The sequence below is a fragment of the Actinoplanes sp. NPDC051475 genome (genome assembly GCF_040689425.1).
GTDB lineage: Bacteria > Actinomycetota > Actinomycetes > Mycobacteriales > Micromonosporaceae > Actinoplanes.
On the sequence record NZ_JBFAZZ010000014.1, the window covers coordinates 36,305 to 56,182 of the forward strand.

General features: G+C 74.3%; 16 protein-coding genes. 12 read left to right on the forward strand and 4 right to left on the reverse strand.

Annotated elements, in window-relative coordinates; all coding sequences use genetic code 11:
- Nucleotides 1–9 precede the first annotated feature (9 nt).
- Nucleotides 10–1,056, reverse strand: coding sequence for a hypothetical protein (locus tag AB0368_RS26725; RefSeq protein WP_366156714.1), 1,047 nt, complete (start codon nt 1,054–1,056; stop codon nt 10–12).
- A 239-nt stretch (nt 1,057–1,295) separates the two neighbouring features.
- Here AB0368_RS26725 and AB0368_RS26730 point away from each other — a divergent pair, with 239 nt between their 5' ends.
- The 5 genes from AB0368_RS26730 to AB0368_RS26750 all read left to right on the forward strand — a co-directional run bounded on the left by AB0368_RS26730 (nt 1,296) and on the right by AB0368_RS26750 (nt 7,813).
- On the forward strand, nt 1,296–3,203 hold the full coding sequence (locus tag AB0368_RS26730) for a PEP/pyruvate-binding domain-containing protein (RefSeq protein ID WP_366156715.1): 1,908 nt from the start codon (nt 1,296–1,298) through the stop codon (nt 3,201–3,203).
- A 13-nt stretch (nt 3,204–3,216) separates the two neighbouring features.
- Nucleotides 3,217–3,813, forward strand: a complete 597-nt coding sequence (locus tag AB0368_RS26735) for a TetR family transcriptional regulator C-terminal domain-containing protein (RefSeq protein WP_366156716.1) — start codon at nt 3,217–3,219, stop codon at nt 3,811–3,813.
- A 66-nt stretch (nt 3,814–3,879) separates the two neighbouring features.
- On the forward strand, nt 3,880–5,805 hold the full coding sequence (locus AB0368_RS26740; RefSeq protein WP_366156717.1) for a bifunctional diguanylate cyclase/phosphodiesterase: 1,926 nt from the start codon (nt 3,880–3,882) through the stop codon (nt 5,803–5,805).
- A gap of 16 nt (nt 5,806–5,821) precedes the next feature.
- Nucleotides 5,822–6,739: an ABC transporter substrate-binding protein gene (locus tag AB0368_RS26745; protein WP_366156928.1), complete on the forward strand. Its 918-nt coding sequence runs from the start codon at nt 5,822–5,824 to the stop codon at nt 6,737–6,739.
- A 42-nt stretch (nt 6,740–6,781) separates the two neighbouring features.
- A complete protein-coding gene (locus AB0368_RS26750; protein WP_366156718.1) occupies nt 6,782–7,813 on the forward strand; it encodes a 5'-3' exonuclease H3TH domain-containing protein in 1,032 nt (343 codons plus the stop codon).
- On the opposite strand, the gene AB0368_RS26755 is transcribed toward AB0368_RS26750, so the two are convergent.
- Nucleotides 7,810–8,886, reverse strand: coding sequence for a hypothetical protein (locus tag AB0368_RS26755; RefSeq protein ID WP_366156719.1), 1,077 nt, complete (start codon nt 8,884–8,886; stop codon nt 7,810–7,812). The genes AB0368_RS26750 and AB0368_RS26755 overlap by 4 nt on opposite strands.
- A gap of 103 nt (nt 8,887–8,989) precedes the next feature.
- Between AB0368_RS26755 and AB0368_RS26760 the strand changes: the two genes are divergently transcribed.
- The 3 genes from AB0368_RS26760 (at nt 8,990) to AB0368_RS26770 (ending at nt 14,502) form a co-directional block, all read left to right on the forward strand.
- Nucleotides 8,990–9,403: a hypothetical protein gene (locus AB0368_RS26760; protein WP_366156720.1), complete on the forward strand. Its 414-nt coding sequence runs from the start codon at nt 8,990–8,992 to the stop codon at nt 9,401–9,403.
- A 132-nt stretch (nt 9,404–9,535) separates the two neighbouring features.
- A complete protein-coding gene (locus AB0368_RS26765; protein WP_366156721.1) occupies nt 9,536–10,918 on the forward strand; it encodes a S41 family peptidase in 1,383 nt (460 codons plus the stop codon).
- A gap of 176 nt (nt 10,919–11,094) precedes the next feature.
- Nucleotides 11,095–14,502 (forward strand): TIR domain-containing protein, encoded by a 3,408-nt coding sequence (locus tag AB0368_RS26770; RefSeq protein ID WP_366156722.1) that lies wholly within the window; start codon nt 11,095–11,097, stop codon nt 14,500–14,502.
- On the opposite strand, the gene AB0368_RS26775 is transcribed toward AB0368_RS26770, so the two are convergent.
- Both AB0368_RS26775 and AB0368_RS26780 read right to left on the reverse strand, forming a co-directional pair.
- Nucleotides 14,487–15,707, reverse strand: a complete 1,221-nt coding sequence (locus tag AB0368_RS26775) for an ATP-binding protein (protein WP_366156723.1) — start codon at nt 15,705–15,707, stop codon at nt 14,487–14,489. The genes AB0368_RS26770 and AB0368_RS26775 overlap by 16 nt on opposite strands.
- On the reverse strand, nt 15,704–16,360 hold the full coding sequence (locus tag AB0368_RS26780; protein ID WP_366156724.1) for a response regulator transcription factor: 657 nt from the start codon (nt 16,358–16,360) through the stop codon (nt 15,704–15,706). Before AB0368_RS26780 ends, AB0368_RS26775 begins: the two co-directional genes overlap by 4 nt.
- A 104-nt stretch (nt 16,361–16,464) precedes the next feature.
- Between AB0368_RS26780 and AB0368_RS26785 the strand changes: the two genes are divergently transcribed.
- The 4 genes from AB0368_RS26785 to AB0368_RS26800 are packed head-to-tail and all read left to right on the forward strand — an operon-like array spanning nt 16,465 to nt 19,860.
- Entirely contained in the window at nt 16,465–16,992 is a 528-nt protein-coding gene (locus AB0368_RS26785) for a hypothetical protein (RefSeq protein ID WP_366156725.1), read from the forward strand.
- On the forward strand, nt 16,989–18,026 hold the full coding sequence (locus tag AB0368_RS26790) for a peptidoglycan-binding protein (RefSeq protein ID WP_366156726.1): 1,038 nt from the start codon (nt 16,989–16,991) through the stop codon (nt 18,024–18,026). The genes AB0368_RS26785 and AB0368_RS26790 overlap by 4 nt, the downstream gene beginning before the upstream one ends.
- The gene (locus tag AB0368_RS26795; protein ID WP_366156727.1) at nt 18,023–18,676 is read left to right on the forward strand and encodes an ABC transporter ATP-binding protein; all 654 of its coding nucleotides are present in this window, start codon (nt 18,023–18,025) and stop codon (nt 18,674–18,676) included. Before AB0368_RS26790 ends, AB0368_RS26795 begins: the two co-directional genes overlap by 4 nt.
- Nucleotides 18,673–19,860 (forward strand): ABC transporter permease, encoded by a 1,188-nt coding sequence (locus tag AB0368_RS26800; RefSeq protein WP_366156728.1) that lies wholly within the window; start codon nt 18,673–18,675, stop codon nt 19,858–19,860. Before AB0368_RS26795 ends, AB0368_RS26800 begins: the two co-directional genes overlap by 4 nt.
- Nucleotides 19,861–19,878: the final 18 nt, after the last annotated feature.

Below are 19,878 nucleotides of genomic sequence, written 5' to 3' on the forward strand. Positions count from 1 at the left end.
TTCCGTTGGTCAGCCCGGCAGGATGGCGCCGTGCACGCGAGGGAATCCGAGCTCGCGGACGTCCGGCCGCAGCAGGTCGTGCGTGGACACCGCGATGACGGCGCCCGCACTGGGTTCATAGAAGGAGGCGTCCGTCCCGTTCTGCCCCAGCAGCAGCACGTAATGGCGCGGGATCAGATCCCCGATCAGCACGGGTACGGGATAACCCTGCGCGGCCGCCGCCAGGGCCCGGCGCAGCACCGCACCGGCGAGCGCGGGCACGAAGGGCACCACCGGCACCCAGTGGTACCGGGCGCCGAGGCCGGCGGGGTCCCGGTCGAGCAGGTCACTGACGCCCCAGGGCGGGGTGCCGAGGGACTGCGGCCAGAGCGTGTCCGTGCCGTCGTGCACCCCCTGCTGCTCGGCCCGCAGCCGGCGAGCGAAACGCTCGTCGGTCTCCTCGGGCGAGTCCGGCCGGCCACCGGTCGTCAGCCGCCAGGCGTAGAGCGGATCCACCGCGGCCCGGGCGGCGACGATGGCGGCGGACCCGCACGTCGTGCCGTCGAACTGGCGCATCCGGGTGCCCAGGAACCGCACCGGGCCGGGGTGGGCCGGATCCAGCGGCGCCAACCGGCCGGCCAGCCAGCCGGCGTCGTGCCCGGTGATCACCGCACCGAACGCTGCCAGCTCGGCCACCGAGTGGCCGGCGGCGAACGCCTGCGCGAGATAGCCCTGCACCGCGGGCGCCGCCTCGGCGAGCGTCCGGTCCAGCCGGGCCACCTCACCGGCGGGCAGCAGCCCGCGGAGCGCGACGGCCCGGGCGAGCTGCGCGGAGGTCAGGGAGCGCGGCCGGCCGGCGATGACGCCCAGGGGCCCGGCGGCACCCGCGGCCGCCGCCAGGTCCTTCGGCGAGGGGAACGGAACGGGCGCTGCCGGTGGCCCCGCGGTGAACGGTGCCGCGGCCCCGGTCAACGCGGTGGCCAGAAGCAGGAGAAGCGCGGCCGTGTGCCGGTGGGCCGCGGCCGCGGTGCGAACGGCCACCTTCCGGCAGAGACGGGTCTGCTCGAGGACTCGCATCGGCTCCTCCGCAGGGATGGGAGGGGCGGCGGATCCGCGCTGAGCGCCGAAAGGTGCCCTAAGTCTACCGCCGCGAGCATTGACGCGGAACGGCGCCTTTGTGCCGAATCACAAGGCATTGCAGGTGCGCCGCTCGCCCCGTACCGTGTTATGCAATGCAGTTGTATTGCGAAACGGAGGCCGGGAGATGCGCGTGGTGGCGTTGTCCGGGACGACCGCCGGGATGGCCGAACTGGTCGGTGGGAAGGCGGCCGGGCTCGCGAGCTGATCCGGCCGTCCGGTCGAGCGCCACCGCCGAGGATCAGCCGGACGCCAGCTTCGCCGGGCAGCACGACACCGTCCTCGGTGTCGAGGGGATCGACGGGATCCTCGCGGCCGTCGCGAAGTGCTGGGACTCGCTGCACAACGCGCGCGCCGTCGCCTACCGCGAGGCGCACGACATCGACCCCGCGGACGTGCGGATGGCCGTCATCGTGCAGCGCATGGTCGATCCGGCGCTGGCCGGGGTGCTCTTCACCGCCAACCCGCTGACCGGTTGCCGCACGGAGATGCTGGTCGACGCCGCCCCGGGGCTCGGCACCGCCGTCGTCGACGGCTCGGCCGGAGCCGACCACTACGTCCTCGGCAAATCCGTGCCCCCGCACCTCACCGAGCTGCGCGAGGCGGGTGAGCGGCTGCAGGACCACTTCGGCTGCCCGCAGGACGTGGAGTGGGCGATCGACCGGGACGGCATGCTGTGGCTGCTCCAGTCGCGCCCCATCACCACGCTGTTCCCCCTGCCGCCGGCGACGGAGAAGCCGCTGCCGCGGGTGTACGTCGAGTTCGGCAACGTGCAGGGCATGCTCCAGCCGGTGACGCCGATGGGCATGGCGACCCTGCGGGCGCAGATCGCGGGGATGCTGGCGGCGCTGGGCGTACGGGCTGAGATCGTCGACATCGGCGGCCGGCTGTACGGCGACCTGACCGACCTCGCGCGCAGCCGGACCGCCCGCAAGCGGCTCGTCAAGCTGCTGGCCGTGGACTTCGGCCCACGCGCCCAGGCGGCGATGGAGCACGTGCTCGCCGACCCCCGGTTCGCCCCCGTCGCGGAGACGAGCCGGGCGGCGAACTCTGCGGCGCTCGGGACCGCCGTCCGGGCAGTGAAGGGGATCCTGCGGTCGCTGGCGCGTCCCGAGGCGGCACGGCTGCTCGGCACCCCGCCCGCGGAGCTGGCCGCCCGTTACCGGCACGGCTCGCTGCCCGAGCTGGGTCTGGGCGCCTTCCTGGAGGCGTACGGCCACCGCGGCACCGCCGAGGTCGACCTCGGCGTGCCCCGCTGGGCGGAGGACCCGACGCCGCTGTTCGCGACGATCGCCAACTACCTGCGGGTCACCGACCCGGAGCAGGCGCCCGACCGCCGGTTCGCCGCGGCGGCCGCAACGGCCGAGGCGACCCTGCGGGAGATCGCCCGGCGCGCCCGCCGCCGGCCGGTGCGGGGCGGGATCGCGGTCTTCCTGCTGCGCCGGGCCCGCGCGCTGGCCGGGCTGCGCGAGGCGGGCAAGTTCGCCGGCCTGTACCGGCTCCGGGCGATGCGGCACGAACTGCTGCTCATCGGCGCCGAGCTGGCCGCGGCGGGGCGGATCGAGCAGCCGGGCGACATCATGTTCCTCACCCTCGAGGAGGTCCGCACCGCCGTGCACGACGGCGGCGACCCGCGACCGGCCGTGGCCGCCCGCAAGGCCGTGCACCGGCGGGAGATGCGCCGCCGGACCGTACCGGTCGCCCTGCTGTCCGACGGTACGGACGTGGAGACGGTCCTGCCCGCCGCGCCCGCCACCGCAGGGGTGCTGACGGGCGTGGGAGCAGCCGCCGGGCGGGTCACCGGGCCCGCGCGGGTCGTCACCGATCCGGCCACCGCCCGGGTGGAACCCGGGGAGATCCTGGTCGCCCCCACCACCGACCCGGGGTGGACGCCGCTGTTCCTCACCGCCGGGGCCCTGGTCACCGAGACCGGGGCGATCATGGCCCACGGCCCCACCGTGGCCCGCGAGTACGGCATCCCGGCCGTGATCAGCGTCCCGGACGCGACCCGCCGGATCGCCACCGGGCAGGTCGTCACGGTGGACGGCGCGGCCGGAACCGTGACGATCGGTACGCCCGCCCTGTGAAACGATCGCGGCCATGCCCAAGAAGGTGGACGCCCTCGAGCGGCGCACCCGGATCGCCGACGCGCTGATGCGCGTCGCCGCGGAGCAGGGGCTGGAGGCGGTGAGCCTGCGTCACGTCGCCGCGGCTGCCGGCGTCTCGGCCGGGATGGTGCAGCACTATTTCCGCACCAAGGACGAGATGATGGCGTTCGCGCTCGGCGTCGTCCGCGACCGCGCCCAGGCCCGGGTCGCGGCGGCGGTCGCGCGGCTCGGGGACGCCCCGCCCCCACGGCTGCTGCTGCGCACGATCATCACCGCCGTCCTGCCCTTGGACACCGAGAGCAGCGCCGACGGCCGGGTGGCGCTGGCGTTCCTGGCGTACACGGCCGTACGGCCGGCGGCCGCGTCCACGCTGCGGGACGACACGGCACAGATGACCGGTTTCTTCGCCGGACTGCTGCCCGGGCCGGGCGCCGAGGAGGCGGCCGCGGGCCTGCTGGCGCTCATGGAGGGGCTCGGGGTCTACCTGCTCGGCGGGCACTATGGGCGGGAGCAGGCCCTGGCCGCCCTGGACGCCCACCTCGGGCTGCTGTTCGCCGGTTCGCCCGGTATTCCTTCATCGGAGCGCTGATCCGCCGATCAGGGCAGCGTGCGGCTGCGGAGGAAAGCTGGTGCGAGGGGCGGGTCACGACTGTTCGTGGCGTACGCCGCTGCCAGCCTCGTGCCCGTCGCCGTGCTCGGCGCCGTGCTGCTCAACGGCTACCGCGCCGACGCCGCCCGGCAGGGCGAGGAGCAGGGGCGAGCGCAGGCCGTGGTCATCGAGGAGATGGCCGTCGCGCCCGCGCTGGAGGACGCCGACCTCACCTCCGGGCTGACCGCGGCGCAGCGCGACCGGCTGCAGGCCGCCACCGACTTCGCGATCTTCCACGGCTCGGTCATCCGGATGCGGCTGCGCAGTTTCAGCGGCCGGGTCGTCTTCTCGGACGACGGTTCCACCGCCGGCGGCATCGCGGTGTCCGACCCGGCCTTCAAGACCGCCGCGGTGGGCGACACCGACGTGGCGGTCGTGCCCGACCCCGAGCGGGCCACCGGCGAGGTCATCCGGGTGCTCCAGCCGGTGGTCGCCAGCGCGTCCGGCCAGGCCATCGGGGTGTTGGAGCTGTACCTGCCGTACGAGAGCATCGCCGCGCGCCTGGAACAGCAGATGCGGGTCACGTACTGGCGGCTCGCCGCCGGCCTCGTCGGCCTCTACCTGGTTCTGGCCCTGATCTCCTGGTCCACCACGCGCTCCCTGCGCCGCTACGCTGCCCGCCAGGAGCACGAGGCCCTGCACGACGGGCTCACCGGCCTGCCCAACCGGGCCGGGTTCCAGCTGCGGGCCAAGGCGGCGCTGGAGGCGGCTCCGCGCCGCGGCGCCATGGTGCTCGTCGACCTCAACCACTTCAAGGAGGTCAACGACACCCTCGGCCACCACGCGGGCGACGAGCTGCTGAAGGTGGTCGCCGAGCGGCTCGTGGCGGCGCTGCGCCCGGAGGACACCGTCACCCGGCTCGGCGGCGACGAGTTCGGGGTCATCCTGCCCGGCGCCGGCCCGGACGAGGCCATGGCGCTGCTCACGGCGTCCCGCGCCCGGCTCACCGAGGAGATCGTGCTCGACGGCATCCCGCTGACCATCGAGGCGAGCTTCGGCGTCGCCCTCTACCCGGAGCACGGCGCCGGCGTGGAGGAGCTGCTGAAGTCCGCCGACGCGGCCATGTACCAGGGCAAGCGCGGCACCGCCGGCATCGTGCTGTACGCCGGCGGCGGCGTCGCGCACGCCACCCAGTGGCTCGTCGTGCAGGCCGAACTGCGGCACGCCCTCGAACGCGACGAGCTGGTGCTGCACTACCAGCCCAAGATCCGCCTGGCCGACGGCCAGATCTGCGGCGCGGAGGCGCTGGTCCGCTGGCAGCACCCGATGCGCGGGCTGCTGGCACCCGCCGAGTTCCTGCCCGCCGCCGAGCAGTCGGGCCTCATCGAGCCGCTGACCGCCTGGGTGCTGCGCCGCGCCCTGGCCGACCAGCGGGACTGGACGGCCGCCGGGCGCGACTGGCCGGTGTCGGTCAACGTCTCCGCGCGCAACCTCGACGCCCCCGGCTTCACCGGATTCGTCACCGGGCTGCTCGCCGAGACGGGGACCCCGGCCGACCGGCTCATGGTGGAGGTCACCGAGACGGCGCTGGCCGGCGACACCGCCAACGCCACCCGCACCGTGGTCGAGCTCGTCGGCCTCGGCATCGGCGTGGCCGTCGACGACTTCGGCGTCGGCTACACCTCGCTGTCGCAGCTGCGCAACATCCCCGTCTCGGAGATCAAGATCGATCAGCTCTTCGTGAACGGCGTCGGCCGCAACCCGCAGAGCGAGGCGATCGTGCGCTCGATCGTCGAGCTGGCGCACGGACTCGGCTGCTGGGTCACCGCCGAGGGCGTGGAGAGCGCCGAGGCGCGGAGCTGGCTCGAGGAGGCCGGCTGCGACGCCGTACAGGGCCTGCTGCTGGCCCCTCCCCTGACCTGGAACGAATTGATCGAGACCACCTCCGGCGACCACACCCGGCGGGACGTACCCGCCGGCGCCGGCTCCTGACGAGAGGCCCTTGACGATGAAGACCCTGACGAGGACCGGGCTCGCGGTGACCGGTGCCCTGCTCGCGCTGACCGCCGCCGGCTGCGGCGGCACCAGCAAGGACACCGGGCAGGCCGCCGGTTCCCGGGACGTCCAGATGGACCAGGCCCTGCACGACAAGCTGCCCCAGGGGATCCGGGACAAAGGCGTGATCAGGTTCGCGACAGACGCGAGCTACGCGCCGATGGAGTCGTACGGCACCGACGGACGCACCATCGTCGGCTTCGAGCCGGACCTGGCCGCCGCCCTCGGCGGGGTCCTCGGGGTCCGGGTCGAGATGATCGCCGCCGACTTCAGCAGCGCGCTCGACGAGGCGAACAAGGGCACGTACGACGGGGTGCTCTCGTCGATGACCGACACCGCCGAGCGGGAGGCGAAGGCGGACTTCCTCAACTACTTCTCCGCGGGTACTTCGATCGTCGTGCAGCGGGGCAACCCGAGCGGCGTCAGCGACCTCAAGGACCTCTGCGGCCAGGTCGTCGCCGTCGAGCGGAGCACGGTCCAGGAGGACCTGCTCGAGCGCTCGCAGCGGGCTTGCGGCACGCGGCGGATCAAGGTCGGCACGTTCAAGACGAACGCAGACGCCCTGCTGCAGCTGCGCACGGGCCGGGCCGTGGCCGTCCTCAACGACTACCCGCCGGCCGCGCACCTCACCACCGACCAGCGCACCCGCGCGTACTACCAGCTCGCCTCCACCGTCCAGTACGAGCCGGGCCTCTACGGGCTCGCGGTGCCGAAGGACCACACCGCGCTGCGCGACAGCCTGCGGGACGCGCTGGACCGGCTGATCCGCTCGGGCACGTACGACGAGCTGCTGAACCGCTGGGGGCTGGGCGCCGGGGCGCTGAGCGCGTCCTCGATCAACGCGGCGGGCGGGAACTCCACGACGGACTGACGCGGTGCGGACGGGACCGCGGGGCATGCCTACACTCGGCGGGTGTCGCCCCCGGTCCCGCTGCTGCTCGTCCTCGACGGGAACAGTCTGCTGCACCGCGCGTACCACGCCGGTGCCGGCGACGGCTTCCTCGACGGGGACGGCCGGCCGGTGTGGGCGCTGCGGGGGCTCGTCGGCTACATCGCGCGGGCGGCGGCGTACCTGCGGCCCGACGCGCTGGTCGTCGGCTTCGACTGTCCGGAGGACTCCGCGCGCCGGACCGACTACCCCGGGTACAAGGCGCACCGGCCGGAGAAGCCCGCCGACCTCACCGAGCAGATCGCCGGGGCGCCGCCGATGCTGACCGAGGCCGGGGTGCGCATCGTGTGTCCCCCGGCGTACGAGGCGGACGACGTGCTGGCCAGCGGGGCCGCACACGCGCGGCGCCACGGCTGGCGCTCGGTCCTGATGACCAGCGACCGGGACGCGTTTGCCCTCATCGACGACACCACCTCGGTGCTGCGGGTCCGCAACGGCGGCTTCGACGAGGCCGTCCTGGTCGACGCCGCCGGGCTGCCCGAGCTGTGCGGCGTGGAGCCGTGGCAGTACCGCGACTTCGCCGCCCTGCGCGGCGACCCCTCCGACAACCTGCCGGGCGTGCGCGGCTTCGGGTCCGCCACCGCCGCCAAGCTGCTGGCGGCGTTCGGCACGGTCGACGGGGCGTGGGCGGCGCTGGACACAGGGGCGGCCCACCTCGTGCGGGAGGCCGTCGGCGACAAGGCCGCGGAGCAGCTCGCAGCGCCCGGGGTACGCGACGTGGTCGACCGCAACCGCCGGCTGATGCGGATGCGGAGTGACCTGGAGCTGCCGGACCTCGACAGCACCCGGCTGCCGATCAGCCTGGTGGACTTCCGACGGGCGCTGCGGGCCCGGGGTATCAACCTCGGTCCGTCGCTGTGGGCGCTCACCGGCGGCGTACCGCCCCAGCGCGAGCCGCGCGACGAGGACCCCATCCCGGAGCTGCGGCCCTGGGTGATCCGCCGCGGCATGAGCGGGCGCCGGGATCCCACGCCCGGTCAGCTCTCCCTGTTCTAGGGAACGGTGCGCAGGTCCAGGGAGTGCCGGACGAAGGATTCCTGGTTTCCGGTGGTCCACCACAGGACCCCGTTGCGGTACGTGACGTTGCCGGCGTCCGGGCTGATCTCCACGGTGCGCCGGGTGGCCGTCTCGTGGACGAGCAGCTGCGCACTGCCGGTCAGCTCGGCGTTCCGCCCGATCCGGACGAACACCTCGAAGCGGCCCAGTGGCGCCACGTCGACGATCTCGGTCGCCGCCGTGCCGCCCGCGATCTCGTGGCGCTCGCCGCCGTCCGGGCGCATCAGCTCGATCCGGCTGAAGCCGTCGTCGTCCAGCGACACGATCCGGCACCACGCCTCGCTGCAGTCGGTGGCGCCCTTGCGGGGCCGGGCGATCGTGGTGTCCCGGCCGGTCGTGAGGTTGTGCAGGGTTCGCGCTCCCCGGGTGTCAGCGACGCCGTCGACCATCCACGGCCAGCTCAGCAGGCGCCACGTGCCGGGCACGGCGCGTACGTCAACCGGGCCGCCGCCGAGCGCGACAGACCGTACCTCCGTGGCACCCGCCGGGCCGGAGGCAACCCAGTGCAGCCGGTCCTCCGCGACGACCAGGTCGTCGTCCGAGCGGTAGAAGCGGGCCTGGCCGGTATCGGCGGTGACCCGGTGCGCGGGGCGGCCGGCGCGGAGATCCGCGGCCCACAGCTCCAGGCCGGCGTCGGTGCGCTCGAACCAGAACAGCTGATCACCGCCGACGGTGAGGCTCTGGAACGACGGGTTTCGCGCCGACGGCAGCGTGCGCAGCTGCCGCACCGAGCCGTCCGCGGCGCGTACGACCAGCCGCAACGCCTTGCCGTCCCGGCTGGGCGCGGTGCCGGCCGACGTGCGCGCGTCCGCGAACACCCCCGGCTCGTACGCGGTGCCGTCCGGCAGAGCGGCCGGAAGGGTCGCCTTCTGGACGGCCGGCCAGGCGAGGGCGGCGGGCGCCGGACCGGCCGGGCGGCCCACCGCGGCCGGTGGTAGCGCCAGCAGCAGCCCGCTCGCGGCCAGCGCGGCGACGAGCCCCACGCCCGGCCGGATGCGGCGGTGCAGCAACACGTCATACCTCCAGGCGCGGGTCCGACGATGGTACTGCGGCGACACGGAGTCACCGTGAGCAGCGATATGGTGACCGGGACCTGGCCTTCGGTACTGTGAATCGGTGGGCGGCATGGATGCGCCGGGCGCGACGTATACGGACAGGGCGGCGGAATTGGACGAGCGGGAGCGCCGGCTCGGCGAGCGCGAACGCGCCGCTGACGTGCGCGACGAGCGCGCCGACGCCCGGGAACGGCTGGCGGACCGCCGCGAGCTGGAGGCCGACGCCCGCGAGGCCGCCGCCGACGAGCGGGAGCGCCGGCTCGACGAGGAGGCCGAGCACCGGCCCGACCCCATCGAGCGCTTCCGCGGTGCCGTCGCCCGTACCTCCGCGAAGACCGAACGCAGCAACGAATTCCTGCTGCGGTCCCGCGAGGCCGTGCAGCGCGGCGTCGACCGCATCGACCGGCTCCGGCGCGAGAGCACCGGCCCGGCCCACCGGGCCGAACCCGGCGAGGACGGTCGCACCGCCGAGTGAACCCCGGGTGATCCCGCTCGCAGGGGTATGGCTGGCACTACCCCGGAACGGGTGCTGGCCCGACTGACATGGTCCCCGGCGCTCGCCAGACTCGGCTCCATGATGGATTTCCGGTGGAAGAGACGGTCCGCGATGACGGCCGTGATGGGCGCCGCGCTCCTGACGGGGCCGGCCGCGTTGCCGGCGCACGCCGCGGCCGCGGCGGACGGGCTGTGGCAGATGGACGGTTACGGGGTCGCGGTGGCGGTGCACGAGGGCCGGCTGCGGACGTACGAGACGACCCGGATCAGTTGCCGGCCGTGGTTCACCGCGACCCGGGCGGGCGGTGGCTCCCACGGCAGCGTGCGGTTCACCGGCGACGGGATCCCGGAGCTCACCCTCCGCGCGACCGGGGGCGGCCGAGCCCGCCTGACCGTGGCGGGGTCCACCGGCTTCCGGGAGCTGAAGCCCATCGGGCGGCTCCCCGAAACGTGTGGGAGGACGACTCCCCCGGACCCGCTCACGACCTTCGACGTGTTCTGGCAGACCTTCGCCGAGAACTATCCGTTCTTCCGGCAGCACGGCGTCGACTGGGAAGCCGTGCGCGAGTCCCACCGTCGGCTGGTGCGGCCCGACTCGAGCGACGACGAACTGTTCGGGGTGCTGCGGTCGATGATCGAGCCCCTGCACGACGCGCACACGGCAGTCGTGGCCGACGACACCCACCGCTACTTCGGCAAGCGCGCCGGGACGCCGGACCGGGCGGCCGTCGAGGAGCGGGCGCTCGCGGTCACCGATGCCCGGCTCCCGGAACCGCCGCGCACCTGGGCGCGGGGCGCGATCGCCTATGCCGACCTGCCCGAGCGCATCGGCTACCTGCGGATCAACCGCTTCGCCGGGTACGCCGACGAGGACGACTTCGCGCAGGACAGCGCGGCGCTGGACGAGGCCCTGGACGAGATTCTGACGCCCGCGCTGAGGGGACTGATCCTCGACGTGCGCCTCAATCGCGGTGGCTCCGATGCGCTCGGCCTCCAGCTCGCGGCGCGGCTCACCGATCGGGCGTACCTCGCGTACCGCAAGCGCGCCCGCAACGATCCGGACGACCCCCGCGGCCGGACCCGTCCGGTGCCCGTCCAGGTCCGTCCCGGTCAAGGCCCTCGCTACACCGGTCCGATCGCCGTGCTGACCGGCAGCCTCACCGTCAGCGCCGGCGAGACGTTCACCCAGGCACTGCTCGGTCGCCGGCCGGCACCGGTCCGCGTCGGACAGCCCACCCAGGGCGTCTTCTCCGACATCATGCCGCGGACCCTGCCCAACGGCTGGGAGTTCGCGCTGCCCAACGAGGAGTTCACCACCGCGGCCGGGCGTACGTTCGACATCACCGGCATACCGCCGGCGATCGCGTGCCCGGTCTTCACCCCGGAGGACCTCGACAACGGCGCCGACACCGCGCTGCGGATCGCCGAAGACCTGCTGACCCGCAGCAGGCCGGGACAACGCGCGGACTCCCGCACCGGCGCCTCGCGGAGGTAGCGTCGCGCGAGGTCAGGCATGGATCGCGGGCGGCGCCGGGATGGTCTCCGGCCCGCCACCACGAGATCTTCGACGTGGCCCTGGCCGGGCTGCGACCGTGATCGTTGCGTTCACGCGCACGGGGGGCGCTCCGTACGCCGGTTGCGCCGCGTGTCCGGGTGAACCACATTGGGCAGGTGGCACGTGACGGGTCGGTCTCCTGGGACTTCTTCATCGCCCACCCGTCGGCCGACGCCGACCTGGCCCAGCGCCTCGCCGCAGACCTGCGGAGCTCCGGGACCGTGTTCGAGGACTCGATGTTGCCCGCCGGTGCCGCGTGGGACGAGGCACTGGACGCCGCGCTGCGGGCCTCGCGGATCATCGTCGCCCTCATCACGCAGCACACCGCGGACAGCTACTACCAGCGTCAGGAGATCGCACTGGCGGTGGAGACGGTGCGGCGCGAACCGGCCCGGCACCGGGTCGTCCCGGTTTACGTCGGCGCCCACGACGCGCTGAGCTCGTACTACAGCCTCGCGACCATGACCGCGATCCGGCTGCCCGACCCGCACGATCTCGCCGCCGTGGTGGTCGCCCTCCGGCACTCGCTGGCCGACCTCGTGGGGGCCGTACCCGGTCCGGAGGAGGTGGCCGCCGAGATGCTCACCGTGTTGACCGCCCTCGACGCGGTGGCCCGGGGAGCCCGGCCGCCGTGTGACCCGGCGACCGCGGACACCCTTTCGAGGTACCTGCACGTGGCGATCATGAGTGCCGCCGAGTCGGCACCCGACCCGCGCGGCTGCGCGGAGTGGTTCCTCGCCCACGCGCGCAGCCGCGGTCTGGACCTACGCGTGCTCGCCCCCCGCGTGCGGGATCACGAGGAGGCGGTGCGGCAGTGGTGCGAGGCCCTGACCGCCGCCCATCCGGACTGGGACGTGCCGTCGATGCTGTCCGACGTCGCCACCACGCTCGCTCAGCTGCTGCGCCGCAAGCCTCCGGAGCTCCTGTCGGTCGAGGGCTGCAATCTCGCCGCACGGCTGCTGACCGGGCACGAGCACCCGTCCGGGTCGTGGGAGCTGCCGGGTGCCCTCCGCCGCCGGCTGCCGTCCGCTCCCCTGCCGTCGCGGGAGGTCCAACCGTACGGCGACGACCTCTCCCCCGTGCCGGCCGACGACGGCATGGTCCGTTCCGCCGCCGGGTCCCCGCTCGCCCGGCGCGAGCTCGCGGCCGGAATGTGCCGGCTGCCTCCCGCTGATCCGCTTTTCAGCGGCCGCGACGCCGTCCTCACCGACCTGCGCTCGGAGATCTCCCGGGCGCTCCACCGGGACGGGTCGGTGGTCGCGGTGTTGTCCGGACAGCCCGGGGCCGGCACCTCCACGGTGGCCTGCGAGGCAGTACGCCCCATGACCGACGTCTTCCCCGGCGGCGTCCTGTACGTCGACCTGCACGGGCTGGACCCGGCCGCGCGGCGCGACGCGCGTACCGTTGCCCGCCTCGTCTGCGAGGCCGCCGGCATCGACGTAGGGCCCGAGGCGCTGGACGATGCCGGGCTGCTGGCTTCGTACCGGTCCGGGCTCGCGGGACGCGGGATCCTGGTGGTGCTCGACAACGCCCGGGACAGCGGGCACGTGCGCGAGCTGGTCGTTCGCGCGCCGACCTGCGGGTTCGTCGTGACCTCCCGCGACCGCATCCACGACTACGCGCCCGGACTGAGCGTGCACGTCGAGCCGCTCTCGCGCGCGGACGCTGTCGACCTGCTGCGCAAGGCCACGGCGGGCCGGGCCATCGACCCGGAGCACCTGTCCCGCATGGCCGCCCTGGCCGGCGACCTCCCGATGGCCGTCCGGCTCATCGGCGCCCGCCTGTCGGCCGTGCGCGAGTTCGACGCCGAGTACTTCCTGCAGCTCCTGGAGCGGGAGCTCACGCGCCTGGACTACCTGGCCGTCGGCGATCGTGCGATGCGAGCGGTGATCAAGCTGAGCTACGACGCGCTGGATCCGGAGTCGGCCCGCGCGCTCCGCCTCTTCTCCGGGCTGGTCGGGAACGAGGCGGACGCCGAGGAACTGGCCGCATGCACGTCGCAGGCGCCCGCGTCGGCCGAGCTACGCCTCACCAGGCTGGTGGACCGCAGCCTCGCGAGCCTCGGGTACAGGCGCGACGCATCGGGACGCAAGACGGCGGTGTTCGGCCTCCCGGAGCTGGTGCGCATCTTCGCCCGGGAGCGACTCGCCGAGGAGGAGGAGCCGGCGACCTCGGTCTCGGTCACCCGGCGCAGCGTGCAACGGATCGCCGCCCGCCTGCACGAACTGCTCGAGCGCCTCAGGGAGGCCGGGGCCGAGTACGAGCTGGATCCGACCCGGCCGCTGGCGGCGCTGACGATCGCCGCCGGCTCCGGCTGGCCGGAGGCCGTCCCCCTCGCGGAGGACCTCGGGGCTCTTTTCGAGTCCCAGCGGGACCTGGAACGGCTGGCGGCGGTTCACGAGTACCTGGTGGACGCCTACCTCTCCGCCGATCGCACCGAGGATGCGATCGAGGCGGACCTCCGGCGCGCCGAAGTGCTGACGATCTTCGGGGAGGACACCGAGGACATCGAGGCCGCCATGGCGCTCATCCGCCGTGCGCGGGGTCGTGCGCGCCGGCCGGAGCTGGTGAAGCGGGTCGCCGATGCCGCTCTCAGGCTGAGCCTCCGCGCCGCCGACCGGGAGGATTGGGAGCCGGCCCGTACCATCGCCGAGTTCACCGCCGAGACGCTGCTGACCGGCGGTCTGCGGACGGTGGCCGGTCCAGCTGCCAGCAACTGCTGCCGCATCGCGCGCGAGGCCGGGTTCACGGACGAGGAGTTGCGCTGGGCCCGGATCGCCCACCAGCTCGCTACCGAGTCCGGCGACCTCGGGCAACGCGCCTCCTGCCTGCACGATCTGGCCCAGGCCGAGGACACCGCCGGCCTCGCCGCTGCCGTCGCCCACTTCGCCGAGGCCGCACGCCTGTGGTCGTCGGTGCAGGAGCACACGAACGCTGGAGTGGCGAACGCGAACGCGGCCGCCACCGTCGACTCCGGTCCCTCGGCGCCCTCCGACCGGCGGCGGTACCTGGAACTCGCGTACGCGTCATGGACTGAGAGCGGCGACAACCGCCGCACCGCCCATGCCGGTATCGAGCTGAGCGCGTGTCAGGCCGCGGAGGGCCGGCTCCCGGCGGCCGAGGTCACCCTGCGGGAGGTGGCTGCATGCCTGCCCCGCCCGGAGCCGGCGACGGACCTGCGGGCGTGGGGCGAGCGCGACGATGAGGACGAAGAGGAGGACGACACCGCGCTGCTGAGGTTCGAGACAGAGGTTCGCCTGGCCGCGCTGCGGCTGCTCGACGGCGAGGGAACCCCGGAGCTGGACGAGGCGCCGGAGGGCTGTGCACAGCTTCTCCTCGAGGCCGCGCAGTGGGTACGCGCCGGCAAGACCGGCTGGAGGATTCGCAACGCCCTGACCGACCTGGTCCGGCGCCGCACCCTGCACCCTCCCCCGCCGTTCGACTTCTGGCTCTTCCGCGAGACGCCGGACCTCGCCGCGCGGGAGCAGATCGGCGACGCCGGCCTGCTTCAGCTGGGTGATTGATCGCGCCGCGGTGCACTAGGACGGGGCAGCGTGACGGTCACCGTCAGACCACCGTTCGGGCCGGGCTCCGCGGTCACCTCGCCGCCGTGCGCCCGGCTCACCGACCGTACGATGGACAGCCCCAGCCCCGTGCCGTGCGCCGATCCGACCCGGCCGGCGAGCCGCTGGAACGGTTCGAACAGCCGCGGCAGCTCGTACGCGGCGATCACGGGCCCGGTGTTGACGACCGTCAGCCGCCCGAATTCGCAGGTGACCTCGACGCTGCCCACGCGCACGTTGTAGGCGATCGCGTTCTGCACGAGGTTCTGGACCAGGCGCTCCAGCAGGACCGGGTCACCGCGTACGGGCGACGGCCGGGTGACCGCCGTCAGCTCGACCCCGGCGGTGGCCGCGGCGGGCCGGGCGGCCTCGGTCACCCGGGCCGTGATCTCGGCCAGGTCGACCGGCACCGGGTCGGGCACCTCCTGGTCGGAGCGGGCCAGCAGCAGCAGGCCGTCGATGAGCTTCTCGTGCCGGGCGTTGACCGCGAGCATCGTCTCGCCGAGCTGGCGGATCTCGGCGGACGGGTGCGGCCGGCTGAGCGCCACCTCGATGAGCGTGCGGTTGATCGCCAGCGGCGTTCGCAGTTCGTGCGAGGCGTTCGCGGCGAAGCGTCGCTGGGCGGCGAAGGCGGCGTCGAGGCGGGCGAGCATGTCGTCGAACGTGTCGGCCAGCCGGCGCAGCTCGTCGCGGGGGCCGGTCAGCCCGATGCGCTCGTGCAGGGTACGGTCGGCGACCCGGCGTGCCGTCGCGGTGATCTGCTGCAACGGCCGGAGCGTGCGGCGCGCGGCCAGCCAGCTGAGCCACACCCCCACCAGGCTCACACAGGCGAGCGCGATGCCCCCGCGTTGCAGCAGCGAGGTCAGCGTGCGCGTACGGAAGTCCTCCTGCAGGTCCTCGGCGAGTTGCAACCGGCTCTCCGCCTCGGCCTCTTGCGCGGGCGTCAGGCCGGCGGGCAGCGCGGTGCCCTCCACAGTGGGCGTGGTCAGCTCCACGGCCGCCGGCATCGCGGGTGCGGCGAACACCCGGGTCCGGTCGACCGTCTGGTCGTGCAGCGCCTGGGCGAGCAGGAAGTAGGTGATGGCCAGCAGGGTGGCGCCGGCGAGCAGGACCAGCGTGCCGTGCAGCGCGGTCAGCTTGGCGCGTACGGTCCAGCGGTGCGTCATGGGATCTGGTACCCCACTCCCGTGACCGTGGCGATGACCGCGGGCGGCCCGAGCTTGCGGCGCAGCGTCATCACGGTGGTGCGGATGACGTTGGTGAACGGGTCGGTGTGCTCGTCCCAGGCCCGTTCCAGCAGTTCCTCCGTGCTCACCACCGCACCGTCCGCGCGCAGCAGCTCCTCGAGCACGGCGAACTCCTTGCGGGACACCGCCACGTGGTGTCCGTCGCGGAAGACCTCGCGCCGGGAGGTGTCGAGGCGGATGCCCGCCCGTTCCAGCACCGGCGGCGCCGCCGGGCGGGCGCGGCGGCCCAGGGCCCGCACCCGCGCCACGAGCTCGGCGAAGGCGAACGGTTTCGGCAGGTAGTCGTCGGCGCCGAGGGCCAGCCCGTCGACCCGGTCGGCCAGCTCGCCGGCGGCGGTGAGCATCAGGACCCGTACCGTGCCGCCCGCGGCGACGACCGCCCGGCACACGTCGTCGCCGTGCACGACCGGCAGGTCCCGGTCGAGCACCAGCACGTCGTAGTCGTTGACCGCCAGCCGCTGCAGGGCGGCGTCGCCGTCGTGGACCGTGTCCACGGCCAGCGACTGCAGCCGCAGGCCCTCCGCTATGGCGTCCGCCATCACGACCTCGTCCTCCGCGATCAGTACCCGCATCCGGACATGGTGACCGGCCCGGCCATAAAGATGCTGTGAGCGCCGGCGCTGACACCCCGCTTATGGGCGCTGCGGTCTGCTTCCGCCGACCGGAAGGAGCCGTGATGACACACGGACACAAGATCATGCTGGCCCTTATCGCTGCCCTCGCGCTGGGCGGCTGCGGCACCGGCGGCGGCGAGCCGAAGGTTGCGTCGGCGGGCGGGGGAAGCTCCAGCTCGGCACCGGCCGTGGACGAGGCCGGGCAGCGGCGCCAGTTCACCCAGTGCATGCGCGCCGAGGGCGTCGACCTACCCGATCCGAAAGGCGACGGGATGATCGCCATACCCGCGGAGGAGGCGGGCAAGGGTGACACCGCGGAGAGCCGCAAGATGCAGGCCGCGATGGAGAAGTGCCGCACGCTGCTGCCGAACGGCGGCGAGCCGCCGAAGATGACGCCCGAGGACGTGGCGAAGCTGCGGGAGCTCGCGAAGTGCATGCGCGACAACGGCGTACCGGACTTCCCGGATCCGGATCCCGTCACCGGCGCGCTGGAGATGAAGACGGGCAACGACTCCGCGCTCCGCAAGGCCACGGAGAAGTGCCAGGGCGTCGGCCCGGACCGCATCGGCGCCGTCACGGTGACCGGATGACGCGGCGCACGCGCACGGTGGTCGTGGCCGCCGCAGCCGCCACGGTCCTGGCCGGAGCCGGTGCCGCCGCCCTCGGCCTGGACGACCGGTCCGGCGCGGCGCCGGCTCCGGACCGGCCGCCGGCCACCACACAGGTACGCCGGGAGACGCTGGCCAGTTCGGTGGAGATCGACGGTGAGCTCGGGTACGGCGACCCCGTGCCGCTCACCTCGAGGGCGGCCGGGACGCTCACGTGGCTGCCACCGGCCGGCCGGATCGTGCGGCGCGGCGGCACGATGCTGCGCGCCGACAACCGGCCCCTGGTGCTGCTCTACGGCGTCCTGCCGATCTACCGGTCCCTGTCCCCCGGCGCCGAGGGGCCGGACGTCGCCCAGCTCGAACGCAACCTGCGCGACCTCGGGTACGACGGCTTCACGGTCGACGACGAGTACACCGGCCGCACGGCGGAGGCGGTCCGGCGCTGGCAGGACGACCTCGACCTGCCGGAGACCGGGGTGGTGGACGCCACCTGGGCGACCGTCGCCGACGGTCCCGTACGGATCGCGGAACTTCGGGCCCGGCCCGGCGCGGCGGCCTCCGGCGAGGTGCTCACGTACACCGGGGCGGCCACCGTCGTAACCGCCGACGTGGACGCGGACGCGGCCGGCTGGGCGGCGAGCGGCGTCAAGGTCCGCGTCACCCTGCCGGACGGCAAGAAGGTCTCCGGGAGCGTCGTCCACGTCGGCACGCGGGCGAAGGCGAAGGAGGGCGGCGGCACCCCGACCGTACCGGTGACCATGTCGTTGGCCGGCTCCCCGGGCCGGTTGAAGGAGGGGCCCGTCGAAGTGACGTACCGGGGTGAGGAGCGCAAGAACGTCCTCACCGTCCCGGTCGCCGCGCTGCTGGCGCTCGCCGAGGGCGGATACGGCCTGGAGGTCGTCGACGCGGGCGGCACCCGGTACCTGCCCGTGCAGGTGGGCATGTTCGCGGGCGGCCGGGCCGAGGTCCGGGGGCCCGGGCTCAGCGAAGGCCTGACCGTGGGGATGCCGGCATGATCGAGATGACGGCGGTCCGCAAGGAGTACCCCGGGGTGACGGCCCTCGACGGGGTGACGCTGACGATCGGGGCCGGCGAGTTCGTGGCCGTGTCCGGCCCGTCGGGCTCGGGCAAGTCGACGATGCTGCACCTGCTGGGCGCCCTGGACCGGCCCTCGGCGGGGACCGTACGCATCGCCGGGCACGACGTCGGCGCCCTCGCCGACCGCAACCTGGCGGCGCTGCGGGCCCGGGCGATCGGCTTCGTGTTCCAGCAGTTCCACCTGGCCCCGGGCGTGACGGGCCTCGGCAACGTCGCCGACGGGCTGCTCTACAGCGGCGTGCGGCGGCGTGAGCGGCTCCGCCGCGCCGCTCGCGCCCTGGAACGGGTGGGACTGGGACAGCGGGCCCACCACCGGCCGCACGAGCTCTCCGGTGGCGAGCGCCAGCGGGTGGCGATCGCCCGCGCCGTGGTCGCGGAGCCGGAGGTACTGCTGGCCGACGAGCCGACGGGCAACCTCGACTCGGCCGCCGGTGCCGGCGTGATGGAGCTGCTGCACGATCTGCACGCGACGGGCACCACCCTGGTGGTGATCACGCACGACCGGGACATCGCGGCCTCGCTGCCACGCCTGGTACGGCTGCGCGACGGCCGGCTGGTGGGGTCGTGAGCGCGCCTCGCCCGGCCCGGCTCGCGGCCGCGGACGTCGTCCGGCTGGGCGCCTCCGGGCTGCGCGCCCGCCCGCTGCGCATGGTGTTGTCGGCGGCCGGCATAGCCATCGGCATCGCGGCCATGCTGGCGGTGGTGGGCATCTCGGCGTCCAGCCGTGCCGGGCTCGACCGCACCCTGTCCGCCCTGGGCACCAACCTGCTCACCGCGGCGCCGGGCCAGACGTTCGGCGGCGAGGACGCAAAGCTGCCGCCGGAGTCGCTCGCCATGGTGCGGCGCATCGGGCCGGTCAGCGCGGTCAGCGCCACCGGTGTCCTGGCCGCGAAGGTCTACCGCAACGAGCACATCCCGGTGGGCGAGAACGGCAGCATCGCCGTGCTCGCCGCCCGGCAGGACCTCGCCACGACGCTGCGGGCCGCGCTCACCAGGGGCCGCTGGCTGACCGGTACGGCCCCGGGCGCCCCCGCCGTGGTGCTCGGCGCCGCCGCTGCCCAGCGCCTCGGCATCCGGGCGCCCGGGCCCCGGGTGTGGCTGGGCGGCCAGTGGTTCGCGGTCGTCGGCATCCTGGCCCCGGTGCCGCTGGCCCGCGAGCTCGACTCGGCCGCGCTCGTGGACTGGTCCACGGCCCAGCGGCTGCTCGGCTTCGACGGCTCTCCCACCACGGTGTACACGCGGTCGCTGGAGGCGGCGGTCGAGCAGGTCCGCGCGGTCCTGGCGGCAACGGTCAACCCGGCGGCGCCGAACGAGGTCCAGGTGTCCCGGCCCTCGGACGCGCTCGCCGCGGCGCGCGCCACCGACGCCGCCCTGCAGGGGCTGATGCTCGGCCTGGGCGCGGTGGCACTGCTCGTCGGCGGGGTCGGCGTGGCCAACACCATGCTGATCTCGGTGCTGGAGCGCAGGGCCGAGATCGGGCTGCGCCGGGCCCTGGGCGCCACCCGCGGGCAGGTCTGCGGGCAGTTCCTCATGGAATCGCTGCTGCTCTCCACGGCGGGCGGCGCTGCGGGGGTGCTGGCCGGTGCCGCGATCACGGCGGCGTGGTCGTGGTGGCGGGCGTGGCCGGTCGCCGTACCGCTGTGGGCCCTTGCCGGAGGGCTGACCGCGACCCTCGCAGTCGGCGCGGCGGCCGGGCTCTACCCGGCCCTACGGGCTTCGCGGCTCACGCCCACCGAGGCGCTGGCGGCGTAGGCCGGTGGCGGGCCGGCT